The 16,395-nt window shown below is 49.0% G+C and carries 8 protein-coding genes and 3 pseudogenes; 7 read left to right on the top strand and 4 right to left on the bottom strand.

The features are described 5' to 3' along the window. The first annotated feature begins 37 nt into the window (after positions 1–37). From KQP84_RS23605 to KQP84_RS23595, 3 genes and pseudogenes are all read left to right on the top strand, one after another. Positions 38–1,237 carry an AAA family ATPase gene (locus KQP84_RS23605; RefSeq protein ID WP_215848524.1) on the top strand — a complete coding sequence of 400 codons (1,200 nt, stop codon included), beginning with the start codon at positions 38–40 and terminating at the stop codon, positions 1,235–1,237. A 7-nt stretch (positions 1,238–1,244) separates the two neighbouring features. Further along, positions 1,245–2,214, top strand: a pseudogene (locus KQP84_RS23600) (ParB family protein). A gap of 470 nt (positions 2,215–2,684) precedes the next feature. Then, positions 2,685–4,733 carry an FUSC family protein gene (locus tag KQP84_RS23595; protein WP_215848523.1) on the top strand — a complete coding sequence of 683 codons (2,049 nt, stop codon included), beginning with the start codon at positions 2,685–2,687 and terminating at the stop codon, positions 4,731–4,733. A 102-nt stretch (positions 4,734–4,835) separates the two neighbouring features. Here the strand turns inward: KQP84_RS23595 and KQP84_RS23590 are convergent, their stop codons facing one another. Beyond that, a complete protein-coding gene (locus KQP84_RS23590; RefSeq protein WP_215848522.1) occupies positions 4,836–6,137 on the bottom strand; it encodes an SLC13 family permease in 1,302 nt (433 codons plus the stop codon). Positions 6,138–6,462: 325 nt separating this feature from the next. On the opposite strand from KQP84_RS23590, the gene KQP84_RS23585 reads away from it, so the two are divergent. The 3 genes from KQP84_RS23585 to KQP84_RS23575 all read left to right on the top strand — a co-directional run bounded on the left by KQP84_RS23585 (position 6,463) and on the right by KQP84_RS23575 (position 8,638). Next, entirely contained in the window at positions 6,463–7,914 is a 1,452-nt protein-coding gene (locus KQP84_RS23585; protein ID WP_215848521.1) for a sugar porter family MFS transporter, read from the top strand. 162 nt (positions 7,915–8,076) lie between these two features. After that, entirely contained in the window at positions 8,077–8,244 is a 168-nt protein-coding gene (locus KQP84_RS23580) for a hypothetical protein (protein ID WP_215848520.1), read from the top strand. A 46-nt stretch (positions 8,245–8,290) separates the two neighbouring features. After that, positions 8,291–8,638, top strand: a complete 348-nt coding sequence (locus tag KQP84_RS23575) for a hypothetical protein (protein ID WP_215848519.1) — start codon at positions 8,291–8,293, stop codon at positions 8,636–8,638. A gap of 157 nt (positions 8,639–8,795) precedes the next feature. Here the strand turns inward: KQP84_RS23575 and KQP84_RS23570 are convergent, their stop codons facing one another. Continuing rightward, complete coding sequence (locus KQP84_RS23570) at positions 8,796–9,659, bottom strand: oxidoreductase (protein ID WP_215848518.1); 864 nt, start codon at positions 9,657–9,659, stop codon at positions 8,796–8,798. 95 nt (positions 9,660–9,754) lie between these two features. On the opposite strand from KQP84_RS23570, the pseudogene KQP84_RS23565 reads away from it, so the two are divergent. Next, positions 9,755–10,668: pseudogene (locus tag KQP84_RS23565) on the top strand (LysR family transcriptional regulator). Here the strand turns inward: KQP84_RS23565 and KQP84_RS26350 are convergent. Together KQP84_RS26350 and KQP84_RS23555 are read right to left on the bottom strand one after the other, a co-directional pair. Then, positions 10,652–15,276 (bottom strand): annotated as a pseudogene (locus tag KQP84_RS26350) (ATP-dependent helicase). The pseudogenes KQP84_RS23565 and KQP84_RS26350 sit on opposite strands and share 17 nt — an antisense overlap. 207 nt (positions 15,277–15,483) lie before the next feature. Further along, a complete protein-coding gene (locus KQP84_RS23555) occupies positions 15,484–16,383 on the bottom strand; it encodes a LysR substrate-binding domain-containing protein (protein ID WP_215848517.1) in 900 nt (299 codons plus the stop codon). Positions 16,384–16,395 lie beyond the last annotated feature (12 nt).

Genomic DNA, 16,395 nt, shown 5'->3' with positions numbered 1-16,395 from the left:
GGTATAAAGTCACAAATCCTACATGTGTGGAACAAGTATGGCTAACGATGATAAGCAGGTCATGAAGGTCGCTCAGCGTTCAGAACGGATGCTGTTAAGCCTTACGGAACAAATTCAGGCACAAAAACAAGAGCTACACGAAAATACCTATTATCAGGTTTATGCAAAAGCGGCTCTTGCCAAGCTCCCTAAATTAACGCGTGCAAGTGTGGATTACGCGGTTAACGAAATGGAAGAGAGTGGTTATCAATTCGACAAACGTGCCGCCGGCTCCTCGGTAAAATATGCGATGTCGATTCAAAATATTATCGACATTTATCACCATCGTGGCGTTGCAAAGTATCGCGATCGTCATTCTGATGCTTACACTTTGTTTGTCGGTAATCTCAAAGGTGGCGTATCAAAAACAGTTTCTACTGTCTCTTTAGCACATGCTCTGCGCGCCCATCCTCATCTTCTGTTTGAAGACTTACGTATTCTTGTCATTGATCTCGATCCACAATCCTCGGCCACTATGTTTTTGAATCATGAACGTTCAGTAGGCTTGGTAGAAGCCACTGCTGCTCAGGCTATGCTGCAAAACGTAAGTCGAGATGAACTGGTTAATGAATTTATTGTTCCTTCAATAATTCCTGGCGTGCATGTATTGCCTGCGTCGATTGATGATGCATTCATCGCTTCTCGCTGGGATGAACTGTGTTCCGAACATTTGCCGGGACAGAACATCCATTCTGTTTTATACGATAACGTTATTGCTAAATTGACCAAGGATTACGACTTCATCTTTATAGACAGTGGTCCTCATCTGGATGCGTTTCTTAAAAATGCCATTGCAGCCTCTGATTTGTTGATGACGCCGGTACCTCCAGCACAAGTTGATTTTCATTCGACACTTAAATACCTCACGCGTCTGCCGGAGCTGATTGGCATTATTGAAGAATCGGGTGCGACTTGTCGTCTCCAGGGAAACATCGGTTTTATGTCCAAGCTTTCTAACAAAGCTGACCACAAGCTTTGTCACAGCCTGGCAAAAGAGATTTTCGGCGGTGATATGTTAGATGCTGCCCTTCCCCGCCTCGATGGATTTGAGCGTTGTGGAGAATCTTTTGACACTGTTATCTCTGCTAATCCTTCAACGTATGTTGGAAGCAGTGAAGCATTAAAAAATGCCCGATCTGCGGCAGAGGATTTTGCTAAAGCCGTGTTTGACCGTATTGAATTTATCCGCCTGAACTGAGGTTTCTATGAGCGCAAAAAGAATCACTATTGGCCGAACCTTCAGCCAGACTCCTTTGGAAACAGAGGACACGTCAGAGACACATGCACAAACGTTTGTTCTTTCGACAGGAAAACGCGCATTGTTTCGTTCAGAGCGCATTCCTGCTAACGAAGTTGAAGATAAAACGTTTGTGGTAATGGAAACCAATGGGCGTGACCAGGCGGGATTAACACCTGACTCTTTGCGAGACATTATTCGCACAATTAAACTTCAGCAGTTTTTTCCTGCTATTGGCGTGATGCAAGGCGGGAAGATTGAGATCCTTGATGGGTCTCGTCGTCGTGCAGCTGCAATACATTGCAGAACCGGTCTTGAGGTTTTAGTTACCGACGCCGAAATCACTGCTGATGAAGCCCGTAAGCTGGCACAGGATATTCAAACGGCTCGTGAACACAACCTGCGTGAAGTCGGTATGCGCTTATTGGCGTTAAAGGATGGCGGTCTTTCTCAAAAGGAAATCGCAGAAAATCAGGGTTTATCCCAGGCAAAAGTCACGCGTGCATTACAGGCTGCCAGTGTGCCCTCCGATTTAATAGCACTTTTCCCAAACCATTCAGAACTGACTTATCCCGACTACAAAGCGTTGCTTCAAGCCGCAGATAAGTTGAATGAAACGGGTCAGTCTGTTGAGACGTTAATTGATAATATCGCAATGGAGATTGATGTTGTCTGTTCTCGTGAAGGCCTGGCAGAAGACGAAGTTAAAAATAATATCTTGCGATTGATTCGGAATGCCAGCCAGACATTAGTTAAAGAACCTGAAAAAGATAAAACGACATCAACAAGCTTGTGGCCATTTGCTGATAAAGATCGGTTTGCACGAAAAAACGCGTGGTCGAATGTTTAGCTACGAGTTTAACCGGCAGTCAAAAGATTTGCAGGAAGAGCTGGATAAAGTTATCTCTGAAACATTGAAAAAGTATTTAGCGAATTAAAAGGTGATTTTAAGTGAAAAGGCCTGAAGGGATTTCCTTCAGGCCTTTTCTGTATTAAGCGTTTAAGTTTATTTTCTTTATATCCCATTCAAAGGCAGTCCTTCACGTTAGCCCCAATTTCATCAGGAATTTCAGCCTGAAATCGCCAAAAGTTTCGATAACTGGGCTACAGAGAAAAGAATTAAATGCACGATAGAATGAACCATTGAGACATCAATCTACCCTATCGCAATGATGTTTAACTGACAGAAAAACGTTAAGGCGAGCCCGGGCACTAAATTTGACTAATACGCTAGTCAGTAGGAATAAGTCTGCATCTAACCTACGAAAAACAGGCAGCAGGCAGGATAATCAATGAATATCCAACATACTTAGCACGGTAACGATTTGTATTAATAATTGAAATGAAACCTCAAGTTGCTTCTGTCAGGATACGGCGAAAAGATGCCTTGCAGAGGTGACAATCCCTTATGAAGTGGTTTTCGAAAAGTGCGGTTTTATTCTCAAGTAAAACCTGTCTAGCCGCATTTTTAGCGTTTTATGTCGCATTGGAATTGAATCTGGACAAACCAGCCTGGTCCTTAACAACCGTCTATGTTGCCTCACAACTCTATTCAGCCTCTACCGTATCGAAATCGATTTTTCGATTTTTGGGTACGTTGCTGGGTGGACTCTTTATTCTGCTTATCTATCCTGCAACCGTGCTGGATCCCATGTTATTTAGCTTCTGTATTTCTTTATGGGTGGCAACCTGTTTGTATCTTTCGCTGCATGATCGTACGCCTAAAAGTTACGTTTTCATGCTGGCCGGTTATAGTGCCGCCATCATGGGCTTCCCGGATGTTACGTCACCAGATGCTATTACCTACACAGTGATATCACGCATTGAAGAGATTACTGTCGCCATTGTCTGCAGCAGTTTGGTCCATCGACTCATTTTCCCTGTTTCGATGGGCAGCGTGCTTGAGCGAAGCGTAAAGGAATGGTATCAGAACGCCAAAAAGCTTTGTATCCAGATGGTCGTTACACAGCCACAAGAAAAATCGGTTGAGCGCGAAGCGATCCTGATTCAAATGGCTAACTATCCGCTTAATGTCGAAACCTTGATCACGCACTGTGTTTATGAAGGTAACGCAGCGCGTCGTTTAATTCGTTTGGTCAGCGTACAGTATCAACATTTGACCTATATGATCCCAACGCTGACCGCCATTGAAGCTCGCCTCAGTCAGCTTTCTGAACTGAATATTGCTTTTCCTGATTATATTGCTGACGCGTTTAGCCATTTTTTGATGTGGCTAAATGAAGAAGAAAACCCTGAAACGACACATCTTTTAAAAGGTGAATTTGAAACTGTTCAACGAAAGCTGAAAAGCGATTGGCAATTTCAAAAATTAAGCAGTGAGGAGAGTATCTTACTCAATGGTTTGATTGAAAGGCTGGGTAACTTTGTCCGTATCGCTAATGCTTATCAGACTGTAGACGAGCGTGTAAACGAACTCACACCCGACGCCAAAGTAGGTAAAGTTGCTCGTAAACACAAACATGTCGACAAAGGTATGTTGCTGCTCTCTTCCTTTACCGCCTTTTTTGCGACTTTCGCTTCATGCCTGTTTTGGATTGGCAGCGGTTGGGTTGATGGCGCTACCGCACCTATGATGGCAGCGGTGCTTTGTTCATTTTTTGCTGCTATGGATAGCCCAATAGCGCCAATGAGGTTGTTTTTAAAAGGCGTTGTTTTCGCAATCGTCATCAGCATCCTTTACTGTTGTGTACTGATCCCAGAAGCGCTGACCTTTGAAGCCTTAGTCATTTGTCTCGCGCCGGGGTTAATCGCGCTTGGATTAGTGATTGCTAATCCTGCTACCAATCTGATTGGCTTAATCATCGCTACGCAAATTCCTGGATTTATTGGTATGAGCCACCACTTCAAGCCGGATTTACTGCTTGTAGTGAATGCCGCGCTTTCAACACTGGTAGGAATTGCATTTGCAGTGGTGATTACAGCAATGATTCGTAACAAGCGGCCTTCGTGGACAGCAAAGCGTGCGGTGAGAAAAGGGGTGCTTGAGCTTTTACAATTTATATCGGCCATGAAGTTAGGTCACGCAACGATGCTAATGCGTCAGCAATATGTAGCGCGCATGCTGGATAAGGTAAATATTATTCTGCCGCGTAAACGCCTTGATCCCGATCCACTATTAACTTCAGGCAGCAATTTGATCACTGAGGCTTGGCTCGGCGCTAACTGCTATGACTTCTTTGTAAAATATCGGGAAGTGATAAATGAGCAGAACATCACTCTTGACCCTTTTTTCCATGAACTTAGTCTGTTCCTAAAGCAGCGACTCAAATCTCTGCAAATCCAACCACACGGTGAATTACTGCAGGAACTCAACCGTATGTTGCTAACATTAGAGAGGGCGTCACACGCTGCGCCTCAGCTTTATCAACCCTTGTTTCATTTATTCAATGTACGACTGGCATTGTTTCCACAAGAACGGTGGCCAGTAGCGGCTTAGGTCACAACGGATAAAAATCAGTAATAAAAGAGCCCATCACGCGCGTAATGGGCTCTTTTTTGATGCCCGCCTTTAGCCAGGCAACAATATATACTTCAGAAACTAGATGTAGCACAGTAATAAAAACCACAGATAATTCAGTGGTAATAAAATAAGGGCACTGACGATTGCCACTAGCAGACATAACTTCACACCCTCACGTACGGGCACTTTTCCCAAAGCAATCGCGACAACAATCGGTGATGCCTGATAAGGCAATAATGGCGTGGCATAAGCAAAGACCTGGATCATGACCACTGTAGTCAGCGAAAAGCCGGAAGCATCAGCGAATTGCTGCGCCATCGGGGTAAACATCGCCGGAACACCATTGGCCGTGACGACAAAGTTCAGTGCGCTAGTCAGCGCATTCAACGATATAAAGCTGATAAAAGGGGAATCCGGTGCCAAGGGGGTAATAGCAAGTAAACCATTGGCAATGGCCTCACCTAAACCAGAGTCGACCACAACAGTGGTAACACCGAGAATGGCGGCGACATAAAGGCAGGTGCGAAAATTAACGCCGTTGGCAAACTCATTGCCATCAATGAAGCCTACTTTCGGCAGCAGACAAATACAGGCAGCCGCTAAGCCAATCCAGGCTGGCGAAATACCATGCCAGCCATCGGTGATCCAGAGTAATAAAGTCAGAGCGGTGATAAACATTAAGCGCCATTCAGCTGCCGTAAATGCAGACGTATCGGGGCGTGTGATCCGGTGAACAGGCTTCGCGGGAAACAGGTAAATAATAGCTATTGTCAGCAATATGCCTTTTGCAATCCCAAGTACAGGCGTATGCAATAACCACCACGGCATCCAGTTAAAATGAAGATGGAAGGCGTTATCGGCGGCACCGATTAAAACCAAATTAGGAACGTTTGCCGGCAAAATGCTGGAAGAGAGTTGAAAGGTTCCTAAACCCACCGCGAGAGCCAAACCAATCCATCCTCGGGTCCCTTCTTTAATCCCAACCTGATTAGCCATTGCCGCTACCACAGGCATAAGCAAAGCAATCCTGCCCATATTAGACGGCATGATAAAAGCCAGTAGATAACTCAGGGTGATCACGCCACTGACCATGCGCGGCCACGATTGACTCAACGCCACCGAAAGAAAACTTGCCCAGCGATCGGCAAGGCCAACTTTGCGCATTGCTAAGCCAAGAATAAACCCGCTGAGAACCAGCCAAAAAGCCGGGGAGGAAAAGCCGCTAAAAACGCTTTCTGCTGGTGCGATGTGAAGAAGCATGGCGGCTGCAAAAAACAGCAGGGCAGTTATAAACTCAGGTAAACGCGCGGTCGCCCACAATATGATAGTGACTGCGACAACGAAGGTCGTAAGCCATAGATCTGAAGACACGTGCATCATTTCCATTCCGTGAAAAGTAAGCCAAAGAGTAAGTGATAATGATTATCACTAACAAGTTAAGTGAGTAAGTGTTTTATCTTCTGCTATTTGCAATAACTTAAATGACTCAACGTCGTGATGAATAAACCACTTACTCTGACGCATTTTCAATAACTCTTATCTCTGTTTAGCTGGGAAAAAATAAACTTTCAGCAGACGTTCCGTCGAGCCACCGATTCGTTAAATACCGTCTACACTCTTTGACCTTAATGGTAAAAATGTTCCATTTTCATTCCGTATGAAATTTAACCATATGGATATTTAACTTTTTGATTACAGGGATTATATGAGTACGAAAACGCCGGTTTCTTCCGAAACGGATGAAACTACAACTGCTGATACCGTCCGTCAGCGCATTTTCTTAGTGGTACTTGTTGCCACTATGGGCGCGCTGGCTTTTGGCTATGACACGGGAATTATTTCAGGCGCACTGCCTTACATGACTTCACCTCCCGATCAAGGAGGATTAGGTCTCAACTCGTTCACTGAAGGTTTAGTGGCTTCGTCGCTGGTATTTGGCGCAGCCATTGGTTCTTTTCTGAGTGGTTTTTTCTCCGACCGCTTCGGGCGTCGTATTACGCTGCGCAGCCTCGCTGTTTTGTTCGTGCTGGGTTCACTGGGCACCGCGTTGGCTCCTAGCGTTCCAGTCATGGTCGCGATGCGATTCTTGCTGGGTATTGCAGTCGGCGGTGGTTCATCAACGGTGCCGGTGTTTATTGCTGAGATTGCAGGGCCGAGATTACGCGCACCGCTGGTGAGTCGTAATGAGTTGATGATCGTGACTGGCCAGCTTATTGCTTACGTCGCCAGCACATTGCTCAGCTATTTACTGCACGATGAACACCTTTGGCGCTACATGCTAGCCATTGCGATGGTGCCAGGTTTGCTGCTGTTTATCGGGACCTTCTTTGTTCCCGCTTCGCCACACTGGTTGGTAGCAGAAGGACGGCTGAAAGAAGCGAAAAAGATATTGAAGTATCTGCGTGAAACGCCGCGTGAAGTTCGCCACGAAATGGCGGAGATGAAGAGGCAAGCCAAAGCTGCGGAACATGGCCCAAGTGCGATGACACTCATTCGTGAGAAGTGGGTGATCAGATTAATGATTATTGGCGCGGGGCTAGGTTTCGTCATTCAGTTTACTGGCGTTAACGGCTTCATGTATTACACACCGATTATTTTGAAATCAACCGGCATGGGCACCAGTGCCTCTATCGCAGCCACTATCGGTAATGGTGTGGTCTCTGTGATAGCGTCGATTGCGGGTATCTGGGCAGTCAGCCGTTTTGCTCGTCGTAAAATGCTGATTACCGGCCTGAGTTTTGTTATTACTGCTCAGATCTTGTTAGGCGCTGTGTTGACATTTTTACCGTCGAATCTCACGCAAAGCTATCTCGCATTAGCCTGCATTTTAATGTTTCTATTCTTTATGCAGATGTTCGTTGCGCCGGTTTATTGGCTGCTCATGTCGGAATTATTCCCGATGCAGCTTCGCGGCGTATTAACGGGTGCAGCCGTATCACTTCAGTGGATCTTTAACGCTGTAGTTGCGTTTGGTTTCCCACCCGTAATGGAATACGCGGGCAGCACGACCTTCTTTATTTTTGCCGTGATCAATGTCGGCTCACTCTTCTTTGTCGTGTCGATGCTGCCAGAGACGCGTGGTAAAAGTCTGGAAGAGATCGAGGCACACATGAAAGAGAAGTTTGGCGAAAACAGTCAAACTGCTGACGCAAACTAACCCCCTCTGGCAGGCTGTAATTCACGCAGCCTGCCTGCTCTTATCAAATAAAGTCCTGCAAATTTAAAGCGTAACGGAAGCCATCGATTATCCATCTACGCATGCGAGAGTTCAAAATGCTGTCTATGCTGATAAGCGTTAAGGATTTTTCAGGAGAAATCGATGAAGTTTTTCTATTTTATTTCGCTTATCGCTTCTGCCGGTTATCTATTGGCTTTCCTGCCTAAGTTAAGAACACAGCGTGAACCCGTAGCGTATTGGGGATGCTGGACATATCTTGCCGCAAACGCCATTTTTTGGGCGATATATGGCATACGCTACTATTTATAAGGTGAGGATGAGCAAATGCCTCGCCAGACCCCACTGGAGATAAAATATGTCAGAGAACAAACGCGATCTAATGCCCTATATGCTGATCTATTGCGAGCCGCGTCTGCTCATGCAGAATATTGATGGGCACGTAATAGATATCGGCAGTGCAAGCAAAGAGACGGGGGTGTTTCACTGGCAGCTTGATGGTAATGATGAAAAAGGTGATCAAGCTGAATCAGTTGAAGCGATGCTAAAAGATATTGAGCAGCATCTAAGCTTCTTGTTCGTTGATGGACAGTTTACAAGCTTACCGGATGTGAGTGCTGATTACAGTGAACAGCTTGAATCCGCGCCTTCGCGCCAAATACAGCTTCACGAGCTAAACGATAGCGATGAAGATTCAGTGCGTTAAAGCCGAACTCAATACAGCTTCAAGCCCAGCGCATACTGATAACCTCTTCATCACGCGTTTATCGCTCGCAAAGAGGTTCACCACAGAGAAAGAGCACTCGTCAGTCGTCCATACCCGTTCTACCGAAGCCCGCAACCTGCGGGTTTCGCTGTTTTGGTTAACCTTTCCCCATTTCGTTTAGCTTTTCCATCGCCTCTGCGGGGAGTTCAAGGTGTCTGCTCGCCAGATTTTCCTGCAAATGCTGTGGCGATGACGTACCCGGTATCAATAAAATATTGGGCGATCGGCGCAGCAACCACGCCAGCGCGATCTGCATTGTGGTGGCATTTAAATAAGCAGCAACCTGTTCCAGTTGTGATGATTGCAATGGTGAGAAGCCGCCTAATGGGAAAAACGGAACATAGGCGATACCTTGCTCAGCCAGAGTATCGATCAGCGCATCGTCCTGACGATTCGCCAGGTTATACATATTTTGTACGCAGACAATCGGCGTCATTTTTTGCGCATCGGCAACCTGTTTTGCTGTGACGTTGCTCAGACCAATATGACGAATAAGCCCACGCGATTTCAGCGCCATCAACGCCTCCAGCTGAGGTTCAAGCGATCCCTCTTTAGGCTGGTGAACATCCAGCATACTTCGCAGATTAACCACCTCCATCGTCTCTAAGCCAAGGTGGCGTAAGTTATCTTCCACTGCACGCGTTAATGCATCAGGTGTGAATGCCGGCAGCCAACCGCCTTTGTTATCGCGTAGCGCGCCAACTTTAGTAACGATGCAAAGATCGTCAGGATAAGGATATAACGCTTTTTTGATCAGCTTATTGGTTTCATGCGGGCCGTAAAAATCGCTGGTATCGATATGGTTCACACCGGCTGCAATTGCGTTTTGCAGCACTTCCGTGGCGCGCGCTTCATCTTTAACCGGGCCAAACACGCCGGGGCCAGCTAATTGCATTGCGCCATAACCTAAGCGATTAACGTCGCGGTCGCCGAGGCGATAAGTCAGTTTGGGTTGGGACATGGAAACCTCCTGATGGAATGTCGTTTAATTGTATCGGGAGAATGGCTGTGCAACTATTCGGGTAAATCAAGACATACTGTACGGAGTTACGCACAATGCCACTCGATATTGCACTGCTTCACGCTGTAGTTGAAGTCGCTAAGGCTGGTGGTTTTCGGGAAGCAGCACGCGTTACGGGCAGTAATGCGTCACGACTTAGCGATGCAGTAAGACGTGCCGAACAGCAGCTTGGCATTCGTTTGTTTCACCGCACAACACGCACAGTGGTGTTAACGGAAGCGGGCAGGGCGTTGATGGTGCGTTTATTGCCAGCAATGAGTGAAGTCGACGCGGCGCTTGATGCGCTCAATTATTACCGTAATACACCGGGCGGCACGTTACGGCTCAATGTCCCGGTAAGCGCTTCGCGTTTAGTTTTACCGGCTCTTGTGCCGGAATTCCTGCAACGCTTCCCGGATATCCAGCTTGAAATCATCGCTGAAAGTAACGTTCAGGATGTTTTCCGTGATGGTTGTGATGCCGGTATTCGTTATGAAGAACGGCTGGAACAGGATGTGGTGATAGTACCGATTGGCGCGCGTCGACAACGTTTTGCCGCCGCGGCTTCACCTGATTATCTGAATCGGCATGGGCGACCTCAGCATCCACGAGATTTAATACAGCATCGCTGCCTGCGCGGACGTTACGCCAGCGGTGTTATGCCAGACTGGGAATTTGAGCGTGATGGCGAAAGCCTTCGCGTTAAGGTCAGTGGCCCGCTGGTAGTCAGCGTGGGGGTGCGGTGGATTTAGCGGTTGAAACAGCGATAGCTGGCGGTGGCATTCTCTATCTGTTTGAAGACTGGCTTAAGCCCGCATTGGAAAGCAACCAGCTGGAAGCCATTTTACAACCCTGGTGGTTGGAATTTTCAGGCCCTTATCTTTACTACAATGACCGTCGATTGATCCCCGCGCCACTGCAAGCTTTTATCAATTTTGTGCGCGAGAAGAACCTTAACCTTCCCAGCTGAACCCGTTTGGTACGCGGGAAAATCCTGCCGCACGTAATGCGGCTAATTGCGGTGAAAGGCCCGCGGGTTCGCCATCGAGAGTTTCCAGCGTAAAACGAAGCTGTTTATCGCGTTTTAATGCGGTTCCTAGCGCACTGATCGCGAGCGAAAGAGGCTGACTCTCTTTTGCAAAAGTTAACAGATCTTTCCCACCTTGCGGCAGGTAAAGCTGCAGTTCGCCACCCGCAATAACCACAAATGCACCGTTGCGCCGGGTGGGGCGTGTTCCGCTAGCGTGCATTGGCCAGTTAAGCGTTGCGCCAAAAGGATTCGCGGGATCCATTGCTGCCAGCGCGACAATAGCACGCTCATCAGACGGCGTTTTCGCTAGCTCACGTAATCGCTCAATCGTGAGGTTGTCAGCAAATTGCGCGCCGCCTAAGCCCTCTACAAAGCGCCCCCGCAACAGTCGTCCGGCATCTTCGAATCCGCGTAAAACAGGCTGTAAGGCCGGGAATCCGCCGGGAATCTGTTCCGAAATCGCGCTGCCACGTGTAATGACGCCATAGCGATCAAGCATATTTTCAACTAATGCCAGCGCCAGTGTCGTGGGTTGCAGCGTTTCTCTTTTTATCAATGACCAGCGCCCTGCGATTGTATTCGCGGGAGGGCTTCTTCGTTCTGGCGATTTCAGGCTGAAATTGTGCATACGCCGACTACGTAATGCGCGCGCAGGACGTGAACGCGACAAAGAAGGTGAGCTAATAAGCGCGCGTACGGGAATCCAGGTATCGGTAGTGATATAGCCCATCCATGCCAGTTCCCACAGCGCTGCGTAAATCTGCTCTGGACCGACATGTTCATTCGTTTCCATCCGCAACAATATTTCGCGGCCAAACCATGCTCCCCCTTCAGACAGCATATGAACAATACTTTGTTGTAGCGGCGCGAGTTCTGACTGCTGAACGGAAGCAGGCAGTGTTTCGGCAGCATACTCAGCCAGGTGCAGGGAAATCAGGCCATCGTTGTAACTCAGCGATTTATGACCACACCAAATGACTTCCCCGTTAGCGAGCAGCTCGTCGAGCATTGCAGGCTGATAATCGCGAACGCGTGCACGCAGGATTTGCGATTCCCATAATGAAGCGGGTAGCGCAACGCCCGCAAGTTGCTCAATCACACGCGCGACACCGTTAACCCCTTCGTAAGCACCGTGAGAAAAAGCAGCGTGATCGGCACCAAACTGGGCGGCTGCTTGATTGATCAGTCCATGACGTTCAAGCAGCATTGTGACCCAAGCTGAATGCGCGACCGGTTGCGTCGCTTCTCGGGCCGATCGCAACGATCGCAGACGCAGCCGTTTAAAAATCTCTTCTGCGACCCATTGCTGTGAGTCATCACGTTGCAGGCCAAAGTCACCTTTCCGTACTTTCGCTTGTTCAGACAAGCGTTCCAGTTCTTCGTCTACTACCGCAACACCCAAGCCAAAACGTTCTGCAATTTCGCGGGTGGTAAAGAGGGTGTGCGTTCGCGCATAGCGATTAATCAGATCGCGAAGTGGCTTTCCGAGCGGCTGGAGAAAAGCCACAGGAATGCCCGCAGGTAATGCCGTGCCGATTGCATCACGTAAGCGAGCGGCATCTTCTATCGCTGCCCAACGTGATCGATCAGCGATTTTTACGTTGATAACACGCTGCGCCTCTTCGAGACTTTTAAGGGAGGCAGCGGCTTCATCAATATCTTCAGAGGCGAAGCGCGCCTCAATTTCAGCCAGTGATAACGGCCCTAATTCGCGTAACAGATCGGCGATACCTTCTTTGCCGCTGACTTTATACGCCTTAGCGGTACGTTGTAGTTCCTGTTCAACGCGTTCAATAACCGAAGAGGCAAGCAGTTCGCGCATATCTGCCTTGCCTAATAATTCTCCGAGCAAGTTACTGTCAAGCGAGAGTAATGAGGCACGGCGTTCAGCTAAAGGCGCATCGCCTGCATACATGAACTCTGCAACATAACCAAACAGCAGCGGTGCGGCAAAAGGTGAGGGCGTGTCAGTGGTTACATCGACAAACCTGATCTTCCCGCGCTGCACTTTTTCCATGAGCTGATGCAGTGCGGCAAGATCATAAACGTCTTGTAAGCATTCCCGCGCAGTCTCGATAAGAATGGGAAAGTCATCGTGTTCACGTGCCACCTGCAGCAGTTGACCTGCGCGCAGCCGTTGCTGCCAGAGTGGAGAACGTTTGCCAGGATTACGTCTGGGCAATAGCAACGCGCGGGAAGCGCATTCGCGAAAACGTGCCGCAAACAGTGCCGAACTGCCGACGCTTGTTGTGACTATGCGCTGCAAGAGGTCAGGTTCAAATACGAACAGTTCGATGCCAGGTACACGACCTTCGCTGTCCGGGAAGCAGGCAATGATGCCGTCATCACTGGCAACCACAGAAGGATCAATGCCCATTTGACGCCGAATCCGTTCTGCAATCGCCAGTGCCCAAGGCGCATGTACGCGTTGTCCCCATGGCGAATGTAAAATAACGCGCCAGTCACCGCTTTCATCGCGGCAACGTTCAATAATTAATGTTTGATCAGTAGGCAATACGCCAGTGCTCTCGCGCTGTTCAGCGAGTAATGAAAGCGTATTGCGCACCGCATATTCATTTAAACCCACAGCGCTGAGCGCCTTTTCAGCCTCCGCTGAGTGATGTAAAAGGGCGTTTTCCATCTGGCGTAAAAAGTGCCAATCCTTTCCCCTAATACGGCGGAACGCCTCAAACCTTCCCCATGCCAGAACGGCAACCGTGCAGAGCGGCCCGGCGCGGGAACCACGATGACCTGATCGTGGGTGATCTGTTGAATACGCCACGACGTTGCCCCTAACGTGATGATGTCGTTAACCCGCGACTCGTAAACCATCTCTTCATCCAACTCACCCACGCGGCGTGATCCTGACTGCTCTTCGCCTTCGGGTAACACCACGCTGAACATACCGCGATCGGGAATGGTGCCGCCACTGGTGACCGCTAAGTGTTGCGCACCGGGTCGAGGAGATAATATGCCGCTTTCACGATCCCACACTAAGCGTGGGCGGAACTGCGCTAATTCGTCAGAAGGATATTTACCGGCCAACATATCAAGCGTGGCATCAAACACATTGCGCGGCAGAGTACGAAAAGGATCGGCTCTGCGCACCAAAGCAAACCACGCATCTATGTGAAGTGAATCCATTGCCACAGCTGCCAGCGTTTGTTGCGCCAGGATATCCAAAGGATTGTTGGGCGGTTCGATAGGATCCAGCTGGCCTTCAAGCATCGCTTTTACGGTAACGGCGGCATCCACTACATCACGTCGGGTACGCGGAAAGATAATGCCAGAAGAGATTCCCCCAACTTGATGTCCGGCACGGCCAACGCGTTGTAGCGCACTAGCCACCGAGAAAGGCGCACCGACCTGAATCACTAAATCAACCGGTCCCATATCGATGCCAAGCTCAAGACTTGATGTTGCTACTACGCAGCGCAATTCTCCAGCCTTTAGCGCAGCTTCAATTTCGCTGCGCTGTTCTTTGGAAACTGAACCATGATGCGAACGAGCGATTAATGCCGTTGCGCCATCAGCACGCTTTTCTGTTCCACCCGCAAAGGAGTCGTAATGCTGAGGCGCTTGCAAAGGCGGCGGACTGTTGAGCTGAGAGGCATAGCGTTCGTTAAGTCGAGCCGTTAACTTTTCAGCCAGACCGCGTGAATTAGCGAAAACCAGCGTCGACCGATGAGACATTACCTGTTCTAAAATTTGTGTTTCGATGTGTGGCCAAATAGATCGTGACGTTGATGTGGTTTCTGAAGGTTGCTCGGATCTGCCAGCGATATCTGTCATATCTTCAACGGGAACGACAATTTTCATCTCTAAGGTGCGTTCGGAAGCAGGATTAACGATGAGTGTCTCTTGTGCGCCACCAAGAAAGTGGGCTACGCGATCCTCCGGCTTAACCGTTGCCGACAATCCGATGCGTTGTGCCGGTGAGGGCAGCAATTGATCGAGGCGTTCCAGACTCAGCGCTAGCTGAGAACCGCGTTTCGAACCGGCTACCGCGTGCACTTCATCAATGATGACTGTGGTTACGCCGCGCAACGTGTTTCTGGCTTGCGAAGTCAGCATTAAAAACAGCGATTCCGGTGTCGTGATCAAAATGTCGGGCGGGCGACGCAGCAACTTTGCGCGATCGCCTGCTGGCGTATCGCCGGAACGCATACCGACATTAAGCAGGGTTTCGGGATCACCTAAAGCGCGACGTTCCGCATAAACGCCCTCCAGCGGCAGGCTTAAATTACGTCGAACATCTGCCGCCAACGCTTTAACAGGAGAAATGTACAAAATGCGCGTCGTTGTTTCCCGCACGCGCTTATCTTGCCCGGCACGCTCTTGAAACAGTAGATCAATCGCTTTCATGAACGCTGCAAGTGTCTTGCCAGAACCGGTGGGCGCAATCACCAGACAATGTTTACCGGTTGCGATCGCCTTCCATGCTGCCTGTTGTACGGGCGTGGGTGCGGTAAAAGCGGCGGCGAACCATCTTTGTGTGGCGGGTGTAAAAGCATGAAGCGCATCGCTGGAAATGACAGATTTTGGCATGACATACACACATTTAGCGGCTGGTGGCTTTGAACCTCGAGTGCTTCATGAAAGTATCGAGGTCGGGTTAAGACGTTTAATTGTATGCATAAATGAGAAAAATGGAGCGGGATCGCGGCTGCGGCTTAATTCTTACGTGGCTCCGATTTTATTGTGCGTCAACGTCGTTGCGCTTCGCCCGACCAGATTTGCATTCGGGCGAACGGATTACGCGAAAGTTCGTCTAACGTGGGTAAACCGTTGTGCAGCATCCACCATTAGCTGTTGAAGCAACGTGAGCGCTTCATCATGGCGGTTTTCTGCGCGTAAAACCGTTATGCCCAATGAACCTGGCGCAGGCAAAAGGTCAGTACCGATTGCTAAATTGGCCGGCAAACCGGCACGAGTACGCACTGTGATGCCTAAGCCCGCCTGTACAGCCGCCCAAATTCCACTCAGACTGTGGCTGGTAAAAACGATACGCCACGGAATACCCGCCCGATCAAGGCAGGAAGTGGCTCGCGAACGCATAACGCAGGGTGATTCAAATGCCACCAGCGGTAAAGGTTCGCCCCTTTTGAGCCACCCGGCAACATCTGCATCGGGATGGTGGATCCATTCGAGCGGACATTGCCCAATCAGCATGTTGTCATTTGTGAGTTCAGGCGGCTGCCAAATAAGTGCCATATCCAGACTTTTAGCGGTGAACGCATTGATTAGCATTTGATTTCTGTCGATTCGCGCCGTGATTTTCACGCCTGAATGCTGGCGACTGAAATGGCCCAATACACCAGGCATCACCGATTCACCAAAATCCTCCTGCATGCCAATGCGAATTTCGCCCTGCAGCAATTCACCTTTGACCGCACGAAGCGCTTCGTCGTTGAGCGTTAAAAGGCGGCGTGCATAGCCCAACAGTATTTCCCCGCTGGCGGTTAATTCGAGATGGCGACCTTTCTTTATTGTTAATGCGGTTCCGCATTGTTGCTCTAGCTTCTTTAATTGCGCGCTGACTGCTGAAGTTGAACGGCACAAGCGTTGAGCGGCAAGCGCAAAACTTCCTGCGTCGATGCCCGCAACAAAACTGCGCAGCGCCTCGGTATCAAGGCTGGAGGGAACTTTTTCCACAATTGTCCTTAT

It is taken from the genome of Candidatus Pantoea bituminis, assembly GCF_018842675.1.
Taxonomy (GTDB): domain Bacteria; phylum Pseudomonadota; class Gammaproteobacteria; order Enterobacterales; family Enterobacteriaceae; genus Pantoea; species Pantoea phytostimulans.
This window is presented reverse-complemented; position numbering and strand designations above follow the sequence as displayed.

Coding starts and splice junctions, on each gene's coding strand:
- KQP84_RS23605 (WP_215848524.1), top strand. CDS start 38: ATGGCTAACGATGATAAGCAGGTCATGAAGGTCGCTCAGCGTTCAGAA.
- KQP84_RS23595 (WP_215848523.1), top strand. CDS start 2,685: ATGAAGTGGTTTTCGAAAAGTGCGGTTTTATTCTCAAGTAAAACCTGT.
- KQP84_RS23590 (WP_215848522.1), bottom strand. CDS start 6,137: ATGATGCACGTGTCTTCAGATCTATGGCTTACGACCTTCGTTGTCGCA.
- KQP84_RS23585 (WP_215848521.1), top strand. CDS start 6,463: ATGAGTACGAAAACGCCGGTTTCTTCCGAAACGGATGAAACTACAACT.
- KQP84_RS23580 (WP_215848520.1), top strand. CDS start 8,077: ATGAAGTTTTTCTATTTTATTTCGCTTATCGCTTCTGCCGGTTATCTA.
- KQP84_RS23575 (WP_215848519.1), top strand. CDS start 8,291: ATGTCAGAGAACAAACGCGATCTAATGCCCTATATGCTGATCTATTGC.
- KQP84_RS23570 (WP_215848518.1), bottom strand. CDS start 9,659: ATGTCCCAACCCAAACTGACTTATCGCCTCGGCGACCGCGACGTTAAT.